Origin of the sequence: Anaerococcus murdochii, from assembly GCF_019957155.1 — a bacterium.
In the GTDB taxonomy this organism is placed as follows: Bacteria; Bacillota; Clostridia; order Tissierellales; family Peptoniphilaceae; genus Anaerococcus; species Anaerococcus murdochii.
Genome location: NZ_JAIPME010000002.1, coordinates 1,811,153 through 1,825,676, shown reverse-complemented (window position 1 = coordinate 1,825,676; position 14,524 = coordinate 1,811,153). Strand labels below are relative to the sequence as shown.

The window sequence follows — 14,524 nt, the reverse complement described above, 5'->3', positions numbered from 1 at the left end:
TGGTAAAAAAAGGATATAATAGTTGCATGAGTTTAAAAAGCAAATGGGTTAAAGTATTAGCCAAATCAATTAGAAGTACATTAAAGTTATTTAATAGGAAAGCAACATCCCTACCTGGTTATATAGCTTATAAATTAGATAAGGACATATTAAAGGAATTATCTAAAAATACTAAGTTTATTTTTGTTACAGGTACGAATGGCAAAACTATGACAACCCACTTTCTAGTATCTATCCTAAGAGAACATTACCCGATAGTTCTAACTAATGAATCTGGGTCAAATATGGTTCAAGGAATAATCACATCCTTACTTGATAACCCTGCTGATAAGGAGACTGTAGCAGTTCTTGAAGTCGATGAGGCAAACATAGTTAGGATTGGTAAATATATCAAGGCTGATTATGTTGCACTTACAAATATTTTCAGGGATCAGATGGATAGGTTTGGCGAGATTTATAATATACTAGATAAGATACTAGAAGGTCTCGACCTTATGCCAAACGCAAAAATAATTGCTAATGGTGATTTACCAGTTTTCTCATATGATAATTTAAAAAAGTTTGATCCAATTTATTTTGGAATCAGAGCTGATGAAAACAAAGGCTATGATAAAGATGCTGAATTCAACTCGGATGGTATACTTTGTCCATCTTGTCACAGCGTACTCAAATATAGGACAGTAAATTATTCTTCCTTGGGAGATTTTACTTGCCCTAACTGTGATTTTAAATCGCCTGAAATAAGGTATGAAATAGAAAAAATCTCAAGTCTTGATCCTAATCATTCTAAGTTTGAAATTTCTGGCAAGCCATATGAAGTCAATGTTGGCGGGGTTTATAATATTTATAACGCCCTGACAGCTGTTTCAGTTGCCTATGAATTAGGACTTACTTATGAAGAGATATGTATGGGATTAAAAAAACAAAAAAATGTCTTCGGTAGGCAAGAAAATGTAGATATTTTTGGTAAAAATCTTGTCATTAATTTAGTTAAAAATCCAACTGGGTTAAACCAGGTTATAGATCTTGTTATGCTTGAGGAAAAACCAGTAAGTCTTATTTGCTTGTTAAATGACAATTACGCTGATGGACTTGATGTAAGTTGGATTTATGATTCGTATTATGAAAAACTAAGAAATTTAGATATAAGAGATGTATATGTATCTGGCAAGAGAAAAAAAGATATGAAAAGAAGACTTGAAATAGCGGAAATATTCAATGGACAAATCAAGGAATTTGATTTTGAAGAAGATATAAAAAATATTATTAAAAATGCTAAGACGGATAATATCTATATATTTTCAACCTATACAGCAATGCTTAAATTAAGGGAGGTGCTTGCCTTATAAGAAAGATAAGAATATGCCACCTATATGGTAACCTTTTAAATACCTATGGAGATGTTGGAAATTTAATGGCTTTTGAGTACGAACTTAAAAAAAAGGGTATAGATTCCGAAAGAAAGATTGTATCAATTGGCGATGATTTTAAGAGCGATGATTATGATTTTGTATTCTTTGGTGGTGGCCAAGATTACGAGCAGTCAATAGTAAAAGATGATCTTCTAAAAAAAAGGAAAGAACTAGTTAAATATATAAATAACAATGGTTTATTCCTAGCTATTTGTGGAGGATACCAACTATTGGGTAAGTATTACTACAATGCTGAAGGAGAAAAAATTGATGGTTTAAATATTTTTGACCATTACACATTAAATCAAGATTCCAAGAATCGTTTCACAGGTCAGATACAAATTTATGTAGAAAAATTTGATGAAACATGCTTAGGATTTGAAAATCATGGTGGAAGGACTTTTCTATCTGATAATCAAAAACCATTTGGAACTGTAATTGAAGGAAATGGCAACAATGGAGAAGATAAGACTGAAGGTTTTATATATAAAAACACTATTGGGACATACTTGCACGGTCCGATTTTAGCCAGAAATGAGAATTTGTGCAAAAAAATCATAGAAATAATTTTATAAGGAGCAAATATGATGAGTGAATCAAAACTAAGAACACAAGAAGCAGATGAATTATTTGAAGCAATTTTAATGCTCAAAGACGTTGAAGAATGTTATCAATTTTTTACTGATATATGTACGGCAAGAGAAATTCAATCTATTTCTCAAAGACTTCATGTAGCAAAACTACTTAAGATTAGAAAAACATATTCAGTAATTGAGGAAGAGACTGGAGCATCAACAGCAACTATATCTAGAGTTAACAGATCTCTAAACTATGGTGCAGGCGGTTATGACCTAGTTCTTGAGAAACTAATTGAAAAAGATTTGAAAGAATCAAAAGAGTAAGGCCACTTACTCTTTTTTTGTGGTATAATGTTATGGTTAAGGAAGGATGTGTAGATGAATTTAGATAGGTTAAATGATAGGCAAAAAGAAGCTGTTTTACATAAGGATGGACCTCTTTTGGTTTTGGCAGGAGCTGGAAGCGGGAAAACTTCCGTCCTTACATCGAGTATTGCCTACAAAATAAAAGAAGAATCTGTAGATCCTAGAAATATATTAGCCATTACCTTTACTAACAAGGCTGCAAACGAAATGAAAGAAAGGGTAAGCAATCTACTTGATATGGATGTATCCTATCTATGGATTGGGACATTTCATTCAATATGCGCCAGAATCCTTAGAATGAATATAGATAAGATTGGTTATTCAAATAATTTTACAATTTATGATACACAAGACCAGAGAACTCTTATAAGGGATATTATAAAAGAATTGGGATATAAGGATGATATAAATCCAAGGCTTGCTCAGAGCATCATTTCTAATGCTAAAAATAAGTCTTTAAGTCCTGCAGATTTTTTAAAAATGAATTTCTATATGCAAAATGCTGATGAAATCGCAGAAATTTTCAAAGTATATGAGAAAAAGAAGTATGAATACAACGCTTTAGACTTTGATGATTTAATAGAAAAAGTTTTAGATCTTTTTGCTAAAGATAGAGATACACTTAAATACTACCAAGATAAATTTGATTATATTTTTGTAGATGAATTTCAGGATACAAATAACTCCCAATATGAATTAATAAAATTTATTTCTGGAAAGAAACAAAATGTAGTTGCAGTTGGTGATGCTGACCAATCAATTTATTCTTTTAGAGGAGCTGATATTAGAAATATTCTGAATTTTGAAAAAGACTTTTTAAATACAAAAATTATCAAGCTTGAACAAAACTATAGGTCTACATCAAAGATTTTAAATGCTGCAAATAAACTAATTGCAAATAATTTAGAAAGAAAAGAAAAAAATCTTTGGACAGATAAGGGCGATGGATCAGATATCATATACAAAGAGACATCTGTAGAAAGCGAAGAAAGTAAGTTTGTGATAGATACAATCAAAGATCTATTAAAAGAAGGCCATAAAGAGAGTGATATTGTTATTCTTTATAGGACCAATGCCCAATCAAGACCTTTTGAAGAAGCTTTATTGAAAAATCTAATTGACTATAAGGTGGTTGGTGGACTTAAATTCTACGACAGAAAAGAAATCAAAGATTTAATTGCCTACCTAAATATTTTGGTAAACAGCAAGGACGATGTAAGCCTAAAAAGGATTATTAATGAACCAAAACGTGGGATTGGCGATAAGTCTATCGAGCAAATCGAAAAAATTGCAACTAGCCATGGCATTTCTATGTTGGATTTGATAATAGATCCAAATTTTTCAGTACTTTTAACAGACAGACTAAGAAAATTAACAGATAAATTTTATAAGCCTCTCGAAGATATTTTTAAAAATGTTGATAAGTATCAGATTGTGGATCTAATTAATGATGTACTTGGTAAGACTGGATATTTAAGAACTCTTGAAAAATCACTTCTTGTAGAAGATAGAGCAAGAATTGACAATATTAATGAGTTTATTTCTTCCGCAGCTGACTATCAGGAGTCAAATCCTGGAGACTCCCTAAGAGATTATCTAGAAAATCTCTCCCTTTTGTCAGAAATAGATAAGACTGAAGAAAGTCTAGAATCTGTATCCCTAATGACCATGCATCAAGCTAAGGGACTTGAGTTTCCAATTGTCTTCATAGTGGGTCTTGATGAAGGACTCTTTCCAGGAAAGAGAAGTCTGGATGAAGGAAATCTTGAAGAAGAACGTAGACTTTTTTACGTAGGAATAACTCGTGCAGAAGAAAAGCTTTATATGACTAGTTCTCAAATGAGGAGAAATTATGGCAAAGTAAATTATTACAAGCCATCTCGTTTTCTAGATGAAATCAAGGATTTAATTCATAAAGAGGCCAATAAAGATTTTATTGAATATAATACTAGATCATATGAACGAGCAATGAATGAAGACTATATGAGAGAAAAGGCCAGACAATCTATTCTTGATTTAAAGAAAAAGCCTTTAAAGAAAGATGACTCAACCTACCTGGTAGGAGATACTGTTGAACACAGTAAATGGGGTAGGGGAATGGTCGTTCAGGTAAAGGAAAGTCCAGATGGCAATGAATTGATAATTGCTTTTGATAAAAAAGGACTTAAAAAACTGAATCAAGATTATGCGCCAATAAAAAAGGTATAGATATGAACAAATTTGATGAACTTAATAATTTAATAGAACAAATCAATGACCTTGATTATAACTATTATACTCTCGACAAGCCTTTAGTCTCTGATGGCGAATACGACAAAATTTATGATAGTTTAGTGAAATTACAGAAAGAGCTTAATTATATACCAGAAAATTCACCAACAAATAGAGTTGGAGGGCAAATTTTAGACAAGTTTGAAAAGCATTTTCACATTACAAGGCTTCTAAGCCAGGACAAGGCTCAGTCCTATGATGAACTAAAAGACTGGATTGAAAGGTGTCAGAGATTAAAAGAAACTTATGAAGAAACTAGCGGAGAGAAACTTCCAGACTTAGAATTTATTATGGAATATAAGTTTGATGGTCTTACAATAAACCTTACTTATGAAAATGGTATACTTAAAACTGCGGCTACTAGAGGAAATGGTATTGTTGGAGAAGAAGTAAAGGCCCAGGCAGAGACAATTAGGTCTATTCCTTTTACAATTAAGGAAAAGTCGCTTCTTGAAATTCAAGGTGAGGCTCTAATGCCATTGTCAGAGCTAGCTAGGTATAACAAGGAAAATGAAATCCAGCTTAAAAATGCAAGAAATGCTGCAGCTGGCGCTATCAGAAACCTTGATACCAAAGAAACTGCAAAAAGAAGACTTACTGCATATTTTTATGCCGTTCCAACTAATAATCTTGATTTCAAAGATGAAGAAGAGATGCTAGAGTTTTTAAAAGAAATGAAGCTTAATGTTCATCCTTACCATAAAAAAGTTAAAAGCTTAGATGAAATAATCTCAGAGCTTGAAAGGATTGAAAAGGAGAGAAAAACTCTAGATGTACTAACAGATGGGGTAGTAATAAAAATAAATGACAAGAAAACTCAACGAGCGCTTGGCTTTACAGAAAAATTTCCAAGGTGGTCTATTGCTTATAAATTCGAGGCAGAAGAATTTACTACAAAACTCCTTGATGTAGTTTGGAATGTAGGAAGAACTGGAAAGGTAACACCTTCTGCAATTCTTGAGCCTGTTGATTTTTCTGGGGTTACAGTATCTAGAGCAACTCTAAATAACTACGACGATATTGAAAGAAAGAGAGTAAGGATTGGATCTGATGTCTTCATTAGAAGGTCAAATGATGTTATACCTGAAATTCTAGGCGTTGTTGATGAAGACCAACCAGGGACAAGAAAAATTGAAAAACCAACTCATTGTCCATACTGTCATAGCGATTTAATTCAGGAAAAAGTCCACATTGTTTGCCCTAACTCCATTTCATGTACTCCTCAGCTTCTAGCTAGGATGGAACATTTTGCTTCAAGAAATGCTATGGATATAGAAGGCTTATCAGAAAAAACCATTGGCCAACTTATAGAAGAATTAGGTATAAAAGAAATTTATGATATATATGATTTGACCTATGATGAGTTAATAAAACTTGAAAGGTTTGGGCCAAAGAAAACCCAGAACCTACTAGAAGCTATAGAAAATAGCAAAAATAGAGATTTAAATGCATTTATTTATGCTATAGGAATTCCGAATGTGGGAGAGAGAACAGCAAGAGATTTAGCAAACAAATTTAAATCTTTTGATAAATTGAGGAATGCAAAAGTAGATGAATTAGTAGAGATTGACGATATCGGGGAAATTACTGGAGAAAATATAGTAGAATTTTTTCATGATAAAAATATAGTAGATTCTATAGATATTCTTTTATCTAAAGGCATCAAACTTAATAACCCAAGTGGAGATTCAAATAATTCTAATAAATTAGATGGAATTAATTTTGTAATTACAGGCACTATTGATGGTTACAATAGGGATGATATTAAGAAAATGCTTGAAGATAATGGCGCAAATGTAAGAGGATCTGTTTCTAAAAACACAGACATAGTTCTTGCAGGAGAAAAAGCTGGTTCTAAGAAAGATAAGGCTATAGAGTTAAGTGTAGAAATATATGAAGGTGAGAAATTATATGATTTCTTAGCTGAATTAAAAGGAGAATAGGATGGACGTAAAAGAAGTAGAGAGAATCTATAACCTAAGCCATTTAAGTTTGGAAAATCAAGATAAAGAAATAATTGCCCAAAAATTTAACAGGGTCTTAGATTTTATTGAACAAATCTTTGAAGTTGATACAGAAGATGTTGAAATGACTGAATATATCAAGACTCATAAGGCTATTTTTAGAGAAGATTCACCAAAAGAATCCTTAGCTAGGTCAAAAGCTTTAGAGAATGCCAAAGATACTGAATATGGTTATTTTAGATTAGATTGGAAACTATAGGAGCAATAATGGATATAAAAGCTATTATAGAAAAATATAAAAACAAAGAAATTAGTGTCGAAGAAAACACAAAAAATATACTTGAAAAAATTAAGAATGACAAGACAAACGCCTACATCACCTTTGATGAAGAAGATTCTCTAAAAAGAGCTAGAGAACTTGACGAGAAATTAGAAAAAGGAGAAGATTTAGGTTCACTTTTCGGTATTGCAGTTGCAGTTAAGGATAATATTTCATATAAAAATATGAATATGACCTGTGCGTCAAAAATGCTTAAAGATTTTAGGCCTATGTTTGATGCCAAGGTTGTAGAAAATCTTTTAAAAGAAGATGCAATTATTATAGCAAAAACAAATATGGATGAATTTGCTATGGGTGCGAGGGGCAAAACCTCAGTTTATGGTCCAGTAAAAAATCCAATTGATGAATCAAGAGTAACAGGCGGATCATCATCAGGTTCAGCAGCGGCTGTTGCCAAAGAAGATGTCCTTGTAGCACTAGGAACTGATACCGGTGGATCTGTAAGATGTCCAGCGAGTTATTGTAATATTATTGGTTACAAACCAACATATTCAATGATGAGTAGAAATGGTGTCGTTTCAATGGCTAACACTTTAGACCAAGTGTCTGTATTTGCTAGAAATGTTTCGGATGTAAGAACTGTTTCTCAAACAATAGAAGGACCAGATTCAAACGATATGACAGTAAGGCTTGATGATTATAAGTATGAAATTGAAAATTATGATTTTAAAGGCAAAAAAATTGCCTATATTCCTGCAGATGACGAGATGCATAAGGATATCGACCCTACTGTTGTAAAAGATTACAATTTTGCTCTAGATGAACTTAAAAAACTAGGTGCAGACTTAGCTCCTATTAATTTAAAGTATTCTAATTATGCTAACCAAGTTTATAATGTAGTTATGTCTAGCGAAGTATCATCAAACATGTCAAGGTTTGACGGAATTAGGTTTGGATATCAAAGTGATAATTACACCTCCGTTGAAGAATTATTTATAAATTCAAGAACAGAAGGTCTTGGTGAGGAAGTTCAAAGAAGAATTGCCCTTGGAACTATGTACCTATCCGCTGATGATAATCAGAGAGTTTTTAAACAAGGCCTTAAACTTAGAACTTTAATTAAAAAAGAATTAGAAGAAGTTTTTGAAACTTACGACCTAATTATTACTCCAACTGTTACAAACTTACCACCATCTCTTGATGATGATTATATGGATCCTTTGAGTGATTTTAAATCTGATGGTTTTAATGTTATTGTAAATCTTTCAGGCATGTGTGGTTTATCAGTCCCTGTTAGGGAGGGTATATCAGGATCAGTTCAATTTATTGCAAATGCAAATGAAGATAGCAAATTATTAAATGCTGGCGAAGAATTTTTAAGGAGTTTAAATGAAAACTAAAACAATAATAGGTCTTGAGATCCACGTTGAGTTATCAACAGCTACAAAAATGTTTTGCTCCTGTAAAAATGAATTCGGAGCAGTTCCAAATACAAATGTTTGTCCAATATGTTTAGGCCATCCAGGCACACTTCCACAAATGAATAAAAGAGCTGTGGAATACGCTGTAATGGCAGGTCTTGCTTTTAATTGCAAGATTAGAAATGACCAAAAGGTTGATAGGAAAAAATATTTTTACCCAGACCTTGTTAAGGGCTACCAATTAACCCAATTTGAAAAGCCATATGCTTACGAAGGCTACCTTGAACTTACAAGCGGCAAACACATAAACATTAGAGAAATTCATATGGAAGAAGATACTGGTAAGTCAAACCATAACGATGATGACACAGTTCTTATGGATTATAACAGAGCGGGAGTTCCTTTAATTGAAATAGTTACAGATCCAGATATGTCATCACCAGAAGAAGCAAGAGAGTTTGTTGAAACTCTTGCATCTACTTTAAAATTCCTTGGTGTTTCTGACTGTATAATGGCGGAAGGATCTATGCGTGTTGACGTAAACGTAAATATCAAGGACGAAGAATCAGGTTTTAGAACAGAAATAGCTGAGATTAAAAATATTAACTCAATAAGGGCTATAGAAAACGCCCTTACTTTTGAAGTTCAAAGACAGACTGCACTTCTTGAAAAAGGTCAAACAGGTGTTAAAGAAACCAGAAGATGGGATGATATCGAGCTTGAAACTATCCATATGAGAAATAAAGAAGTAGGCAATGACTATAGGTTTTCTGCTGATGGTGATATACCAGATATTTACCTATCTGATGAATTTATTGAAAATTTTAGAGAGAACTTACCAGAACTTCCAAGTAAAAAACAAGCTAGATATATGAAAGATTACAAACTTTCTGAGTACGATGCAAACCTATTAAGCCATGATAGGAATCTTGCAAGTTTATTTGAATCAACTGATAAATTAGTTAAAGATTCAAATACAACAGCAAATTGGATCCTAACTGAATTATCTAGAAGACTTAACGAAGCCGAAGAAACAGCAGATAATATGGCATTATCTGTAGAAAATTTTGCAAAATTGATAAACCTTGCTAAGAATAACAAGATCAATAATAATGTAGCAAAAAAATTGTTAAGAGAAATATATACTTCTAATGAGAATCCAGAAAAACTTGCAGAAGAAAGAAACCTTCTACAAATCTCAGATTCTTCTTTCCTAGAAGATATTGTTAGTGAAGTTCTTCGCGAAAATCCTCAATCAATTGAAGATATCAAAAATGGTAAGGATAGGGCCTTTGGTTTCTTAGTTGGACAAGCTATGAAGAAGACAAAAGGTAAGGGTAATCCTCAGGAAATCAATAAATTACTAAAAGAAAAATTAGGAGAATAGGAAGTGCTAAGGCGCTTCCCTTTTTCTAATGAAGACACTGATAAAAGAATGATTTTAGGATTTAAAAATATATTTAATTTGCGTAATGATAAGTTCTCTAGTGAGAAAGAATAAACAAAAAGGCCAGGTTTGTAATGATTGGTATTGATATAATTTCTATACATAAAATTAAGGGAAAATCAGATAATTTTCTAAAAAAAGTCTTTAGTAGATATGAGCTTTCTTATGCTTTTAAAAAAGAAAACCCTTTTCAGACTCTAGCTGGAATTTATGCTCTAAAAGAAGCGGTTATAAAAGCTTATAATCTTGATTTATCCTATATAAAGAGTCTGAAAATAGAAGTAAAACACAAATCATACACGCCATTCATTTTAATTGACGGAAATATAGTTGATGCAGAAGTGTCAATTTCACATGACTCTGATATAGCTGTTGCTATTTGCATAAATAATGAAGTTAATAAAATAAAAATTTCTGAACAGATGAAAGATATTTTGCCGCTTAGAAAAAAAACTAGTCATAAGGGGGACTACGGCAAGGTTGCAATTTTGGGTGGATCTGAGGGTATGGCAGGTTCCTGCTACCTTGCTTCTTCTGCTGCTTTAAGGGTTGGAGCTGGTCTTGTTTATCTACTTGTGCCTTCATCTATAAGTGATATTTTGCAAATTAAGTCTTGTGAGCAGATAATAAAAACTATTGATTCTTATAATTTAAAGTATAATAAACTTATATTTAAGCAGATTTTAGGATACTTAGATGATAAGAACGTTCTTGCGATTGGTCCAGGAATGGGACAAGATTCAAGTTTAAATGAACTTATTGGTAATATAATAAATAATTTTGATGGCAAAATTATAATCGATGCAGACGGATTAAACGCGGTAGCTAAAGATAAGTCCGTTCTACATAAAAAAAATATAATCCTAACCCCACATCTGAAAGAATTTTCGAGATTAAGTGGCTTATCAATTAGTGAAATTAATGCTGATAGGATTGGTAATGCAAAAGATTTTGCAAAAAAATATGGGATTATTCTTGTCTTAAAATCTGAAGAAACTATAGTAACAGACGGTAATGAGTTATATATAAATAAGCTTGGAAACCCTGGTATGGCAACTGCTGGTAGTGGTGATGTTTTAACTGGAATTATTTCTGGACTTTTGCCAATACTGGAAGAATTTGATGCAGCAAGACTTGGTGTCTATTTACATTCCCTTGCTGGTGATTTGGCAAGTGCTGATTTATGCGAGGAATCCTTAATTGCGAGTGATATTATAGCTTATTTACCAAAGGCAATCCGACTTTTGAGGTAGGTATGCAAGAAACATATTTAGAAATTAATATAGATAAAATTAGAAATAATATATTAAAAATAAAAAAAATAAGCGAAAATTCTAAATTCTGCGCAGTAGTCAAAGCTAATGCATATGGCCTTGGTTCTGATGTGATTTGTAGAGAAATAGAAGATATAGTTGATTATTTTGCTGTAGCAAGACTAAGCGAAGCACTTTTGCTAAGACGAGCAGGTATAATAAAGCCAATTTTAATATTAGGATATGTAGGTTTAGATGATATAGAAAAATGTTCTAGAAATGACATTGATATTTCAATATATGACTTTGGTTTAGCCCAAGAAATAAATAAATTAGGCTATAAAATAAGAGGTCATGTTGTCCTAGATACAGGCCATGGTAGGATTGGTTTTAGGGAAGATGAAATTTCCCAAATCAAGAAGTTAAAAGATTTAAAAAATATAGATATAATTTCTGCTTTTAGCCATTTTGCAACAGCTGACGAAGAAGATAATAGCTTTACTATTAAGCAAGAGGAAATATTTGATAGGATTATTGACCAAGTTAAAGATGATTTTGCTTTTGAATTTGTACATCTTGCAAACTCTGCAGCTACTATAAGACAAAAAATCTTTAAGGGAATGAACCGAGTTGGTATATCTCTTTATGGCTTATATCCGTCAATAGTGGTTAAAGATAATACAGAAATAGAACTAGAGAAAATTTTCAAACTCTATACATATGTTCATTTTGTCAAAGAGATAGAGGCTGGCACTCCAATTTCCTATGGAAGAACTTTTGTAAGTGATAAACCAATGAAGGTAGCCTCAGTTGCTATTGGATATGCAGATGGTTACAATAGGTTATTCTCAAATAAAGGTCAAGTTTACATAAAAGGTAAAGCTTGTAAGGTATTAGGCAGGGTTTGCATGGATCAGATGATGGTTGATGTAAGTGGACTTGATGTTAAGATTGGTGAAAAAGTAGAAATATATAGGGACATAGATAGAGATGCTGACTTAATAGGCACTATTTCCTATGAGTTAATGACAAATATATCAATGAGAGTTAAGAGGATTTACATAAAAAACGGAGAAGTGATTGAAGCGCGTGATTATTTAGGAGAATTAAATGAAAGTTAGAAGAGGAGATTTATATTACGCAGATCTTTCTCCGGTAGTTGGTAGTGAGCAGGGAGGAGTAAGACCTGTTATTGTAGTTCAAAATGATATAGGAAATAAATATTCGCCTACAATTATTGTTGCACCTGTGACAAGTCAAATGAATAAGGCGAAACTTCCGACTCATGTAAAATTAAAGGGTAATAAATACGGCTTACCTAAAAATTCTGTAGCCCTTATGGAACAATTAAGAACAATAGACAAAACTAGGCTTAGGGAAAAAATAGGAACATTCTCTGCTGATATCATGAATAAAATTGATGAAGCTATTGGAATTTCTCTAGCGATTGAACAAGATTAAAAAAACCAGTCCTATAAACAATAATATATGTTTATAAGGCTGGTTTTTATTTTACATATCAACTAATTTTTTTGATCTTCTACAATCATTTTCGCAAGTTTATCAGGATTTCCACAACCTGTAGTTATAACTAAATCGTCGTCTTTAATTATCTTATAAATATAATCTCTGGCTTCTTCAAATGTTGCAAGGTATTTGGCGTTTAAACCTTTATTAACCATAGCATCTACAACATCTTTTGAGTGGATTGTTGGGTCAAATTTTTCTCTTGCTGCATAAATGTCTGTAACAATTATTTCATCAGCTGAATCAAAACTATTTAAAAAGTCATTAAATAGAGTTTTTGTTCTTGAATAGGTATGAGGTTGCCAAACACAAATTAGTCTGCCTTTTGTATGTTCTGCAAGTGCATCTAGTGTAACAAGAATCTCTGAAGGATGATGGCCATAATCAGTCATTATAGTTGTTTTATTTACATGACCAATAACTTGCATTCTTCTGTCAAGACCTGTGTATTTTAGGATATTATTTCTGATTGTATTTATATTAATACCATTTTCATAGGTCGCTATAATTGATGCCATGGCATTGTTAATATTGTGCCTACCGATAACTCCAAGTTTGAAATGCTCAGTATTTCCATTTTTCATAATTAGATCAAAGCTTGGTCTACCTATTTCATCAAAAGTGATATTTGTAGCATAGTAATCAGCGTCTGGATTTTCTTGTCCATAGGTAATCAATTCCCCTTGGACAGCATCTAAGATAAGCTTATTATTTTCTTCATTAAGGTTTAATATTGTCTTTGAATTTTTGTCTTGGTTTCTAAGATAAACTTTGAAAGTTTCAACGATATCGTTTAAATCCTTGTAATAGTCTAGGTGGTCTTCGTCAATATTTAAAATAATTACTGTTTGAGGGTAATAATATCTTATATTTCCCTTATATTCACAGGCTTCAGTAACAAGGAAGTCTTCATTTCCAACTTTTACATTTCCCTTCATATCATCTAGATTTCCACCAAGTAAAATAGTGGCATTTTCATCTGAATGAAGAAGAATTTTAGAAATCATGCTTGTTGTAGTTGATTTACCATGAGAACCTGATATTGCAATGGAATTCTTATAATTCCTCATAAGAGCTCCTAAGAATACACCTCTTGTAACAACAGGTACATCAAGTTTTCTTGCTTCAATTAATTCTTCGTTATCATCTGCAATCGCATCTGTATATACAACCAAGTCTGGGTTTTTGATGTTTTCTTTTCTCTGACCAATGAAAACTTCTATGCCAAGATCTTTTAGGATCTTAACTGTATCTGATTCGCTCCTATCAGATCCAGTAACCTTATATCCTTTTTCAAATAAAAGGTGGGCGAGTCCACTCATGGAAATTCCACCTATTCCAATGAAATGAACATATTTATAATCGTGTCTATCTAAGTTAAATTCAAACATATATTGATAATCTCCTTAATAGTTAAGTCTTTAAGTATATTTACTACATTATACCATATTTAATAAAGAAAACTTGTCAAGTTCTACTTTGAATATGGGAATAGATGACGTATATTTATATTATAATGTAAAGTTTAAAGGAGGGGCCATGAAATTTGTAGTAGCTAATGATCATGGGGGCATTGATCTTCAACCAACTGTTTGTGAAAAACTTGAAGAACTAGGTCATGAAGTTATTCATCTAGGTACTTATAATAAAGAATCTTGTGATTATAGTGATTTTGCTGTCAAGGCTTGTGAAAAAGTTGTCAATAAAGAAGCTGATTTTGCTATCCTTATTTGTGGTACAGGTTTAGGAATGTCTATGTCAGCAAATAAAGTTAAAGGAATAAGAGCAGCATGCGTTTCTGAGACATTTTCTGCAAGAATGAGCAGGGCTCATAACAATGCTAATGTATTATGCCTTGGTGCCAGAGTTATAGGAACAGAAGTTTGCAAAATGATTGTAGAAGAATTTGCAACAACCGAATTTGAAGGTGGTCGTCACCAAAGACGTGTAGATAAAATTTGTAAAATAGAAGAAGATAATTGAGACTATTTGAGTCTCTATTTTT

Annotated in this window: 13 protein-coding genes; 12 read left to right on the top strand and 1 reads right to left on the bottom strand. The window is 32.2% G+C overall.

Going from position 1 to position 14,524, the window contains the following annotated elements; genetic code table 11:
• The first annotated feature begins 26 nt into the window (after nt 1-26).
• The 11 genes from K8P03_RS09220 to K8P03_RS09170 all read left to right on the top strand — a co-directional run bounded on the left by K8P03_RS09220 (nt 27) and on the right by K8P03_RS09170 (nt 12,453).
• Nucleotides 27-1,349 carry a Mur ligase family protein gene (locus tag K8P03_RS09220; RefSeq protein WP_223420392.1) on the top strand — a complete coding sequence of 441 codons (1,323 nt, stop codon included), beginning with the start codon at nt 27-29 and terminating at the stop codon, nt 1,347-1,349.
• Between the two features lie 5 nt (nt 1,350-1,354).
• Nucleotides 1,355-1,987: a type 1 glutamine amidotransferase gene (locus K8P03_RS09215; protein WP_223420704.1), complete on the top strand. Its 633-nt coding sequence runs from the start codon at nt 1,355-1,357 to the stop codon at nt 1,985-1,987.
• 12 nt (nt 1,988-1,999) lie between these two features.
• Nucleotides 2,000-2,314, top strand: coding sequence for a YerC/YecD family TrpR-related protein (locus tag K8P03_RS09210; RefSeq protein ID WP_223420703.1), 315 nt, complete (start codon nt 2,000-2,002; stop codon nt 2,312-2,314).
• Between the two features lie 54 nt (nt 2,315-2,368).
• Nucleotides 2,369-4,564, top strand: coding sequence for an ATP-dependent helicase (locus tag K8P03_RS09205; RefSeq protein WP_223420391.1), 2,196 nt, complete (start codon nt 2,369-2,371; stop codon nt 4,562-4,564).
• 2 nt (nt 4,565-4,566) lie between these two features.
• Nucleotides 4,567-6,570: an NAD-dependent DNA ligase LigA gene (gene ligA, locus K8P03_RS09200; RefSeq protein WP_223420390.1), complete on the top strand. Its 2,004-nt coding sequence runs from the start codon at nt 4,567-4,569 to the stop codon at nt 6,568-6,570.
• 1 nt (nt 6,571) lies between these two features.
• Nucleotides 6,572-6,850: an Asp-tRNA(Asn)/Glu-tRNA(Gln) amidotransferase subunit GatC gene (gene gatC, locus K8P03_RS09195; RefSeq protein ID WP_223420389.1), complete on the top strand. Its 279-nt coding sequence runs from the start codon at nt 6,572-6,574 to the stop codon at nt 6,848-6,850.
• Between the two features lie 8 nt (nt 6,851-6,858).
• Nucleotides 6,859-8,271: an Asp-tRNA(Asn)/Glu-tRNA(Gln) amidotransferase subunit GatA gene (gatA, locus tag K8P03_RS09190; protein WP_223420388.1), complete on the top strand. Its 1,413-nt coding sequence runs from the start codon at nt 6,859-6,861 to the stop codon at nt 8,269-8,271.
• Nucleotides 8,261-9,679, top strand: coding sequence for an Asp-tRNA(Asn)/Glu-tRNA(Gln) amidotransferase subunit GatB (gene gatB / locus K8P03_RS09185; RefSeq protein WP_223420387.1), 1,419 nt, complete (start codon nt 8,261-8,263; stop codon nt 9,677-9,679). Before gatA ends, gatB begins: the two co-directional genes overlap by 11 nt.
• Before the next feature lie 134 nt (nt 9,680-9,813).
• Nucleotides 9,814-10,992: an NAD(P)H-hydrate dehydratase gene (locus K8P03_RS09180; RefSeq protein WP_223420386.1), complete on the top strand. Its 1,179-nt coding sequence runs from the start codon at nt 9,814-9,816 to the stop codon at nt 10,990-10,992.
• A gap of 2 nt (nt 10,993-10,994) precedes the next feature.
• Entirely contained in the window at nt 10,995-12,113 is a 1,119-nt protein-coding gene (gene alr / locus K8P03_RS09175; protein WP_223420385.1) for an alanine racemase, read from the top strand.
• The gene (locus K8P03_RS09170) at nt 12,103-12,453 is read left to right on the top strand and encodes a type II toxin-antitoxin system PemK/MazF family toxin (RefSeq protein ID WP_223420384.1); all 351 of its coding nucleotides are present in this window, start codon (nt 12,103-12,105) and stop codon (nt 12,451-12,453) included. The genes alr and K8P03_RS09170 overlap by 11 nt, the downstream gene beginning before the upstream one ends.
• Nucleotides 12,454-12,515: 62 nt before the next feature.
• Here the strand turns inward: K8P03_RS09170 and murC are convergent, their stop codons facing one another.
• The gene (gene murC, locus K8P03_RS09165; RefSeq protein ID WP_223420383.1) at nt 12,516-13,910 is read right to left on the bottom strand and encodes a UDP-N-acetylmuramate--L-alanine ligase; all 1,395 of its coding nucleotides are present in this window, start codon (nt 13,908-13,910) and stop codon (nt 12,516-12,518) included.
• A 148-nt stretch (nt 13,911-14,058) separates the two neighbouring features.
• Between murC and rpiB the strand changes: the two genes are divergently transcribed.
• Nucleotides 14,059-14,502: a ribose 5-phosphate isomerase B gene (gene rpiB, locus K8P03_RS09160; protein ID WP_223420382.1), complete on the top strand. Its 444-nt coding sequence runs from the start codon at nt 14,059-14,061 to the stop codon at nt 14,500-14,502.
• The last annotated feature ends 22 nt before the right edge of the window (nt 14,503-14,524 follow it).

Bases quoted from the DNA above. Each gene is read 5' to 3' on its own strand.
- K8P03_RS09220 (WP_223420392.1), top strand. From the start codon at position 27: ATGAGTTTAAAAAGCAAATGGGTTAAAGTATTAGCCAAATCAATTAGA.
- K8P03_RS09210 (WP_223420703.1), top strand. From the start codon at position 2,000: ATGAGTGAATCAAAACTAAGAACACAAGAAGCAGATGAATTATTTGAA.
- K8P03_RS09205 (WP_223420391.1), top strand. From the start codon at position 2,369: ATGAATTTAGATAGGTTAAATGATAGGCAAAAAGAAGCTGTTTTACAT.
- ligA (WP_223420390.1), top strand. From the start codon at position 4,567: ATGAACAAATTTGATGAACTTAATAATTTAATAGAACAAATCAATGAC.
- gatC (WP_223420389.1), top strand. From the start codon at position 6,572: ATGGACGTAAAAGAAGTAGAGAGAATCTATAACCTAAGCCATTTAAGT.
- gatA (WP_223420388.1), top strand. From the start codon at position 6,859: ATGGATATAAAAGCTATTATAGAAAAATATAAAAACAAAGAAATTAGT.
- gatB (WP_223420387.1), top strand. From the start codon at position 8,261: ATGAAAACTAAAACAATAATAGGTCTTGAGATCCACGTTGAGTTATCA.
- K8P03_RS09180 (WP_223420386.1), top strand. From the start codon at position 9,814: ATGATTGGTATTGATATAATTTCTATACATAAAATTAAGGGAAAATCA.
- alr (WP_223420385.1), top strand. From the start codon at position 10,995: ATGCAAGAAACATATTTAGAAATTAATATAGATAAAATTAGAAATAAT.
- K8P03_RS09170 (WP_223420384.1), top strand. From the start codon at position 12,103: ATGAAAGTTAGAAGAGGAGATTTATATTACGCAGATCTTTCTCCGGTA.
- murC (WP_223420383.1), bottom strand. From the start codon at position 13,910: ATGTTTGAATTTAACTTAGATAGACACGATTATAAATATGTTCATTTC.
- rpiB (WP_223420382.1), top strand. From the start codon at position 14,059: ATGAAATTTGTAGTAGCTAATGATCATGGGGGCATTGATCTTCAACCA.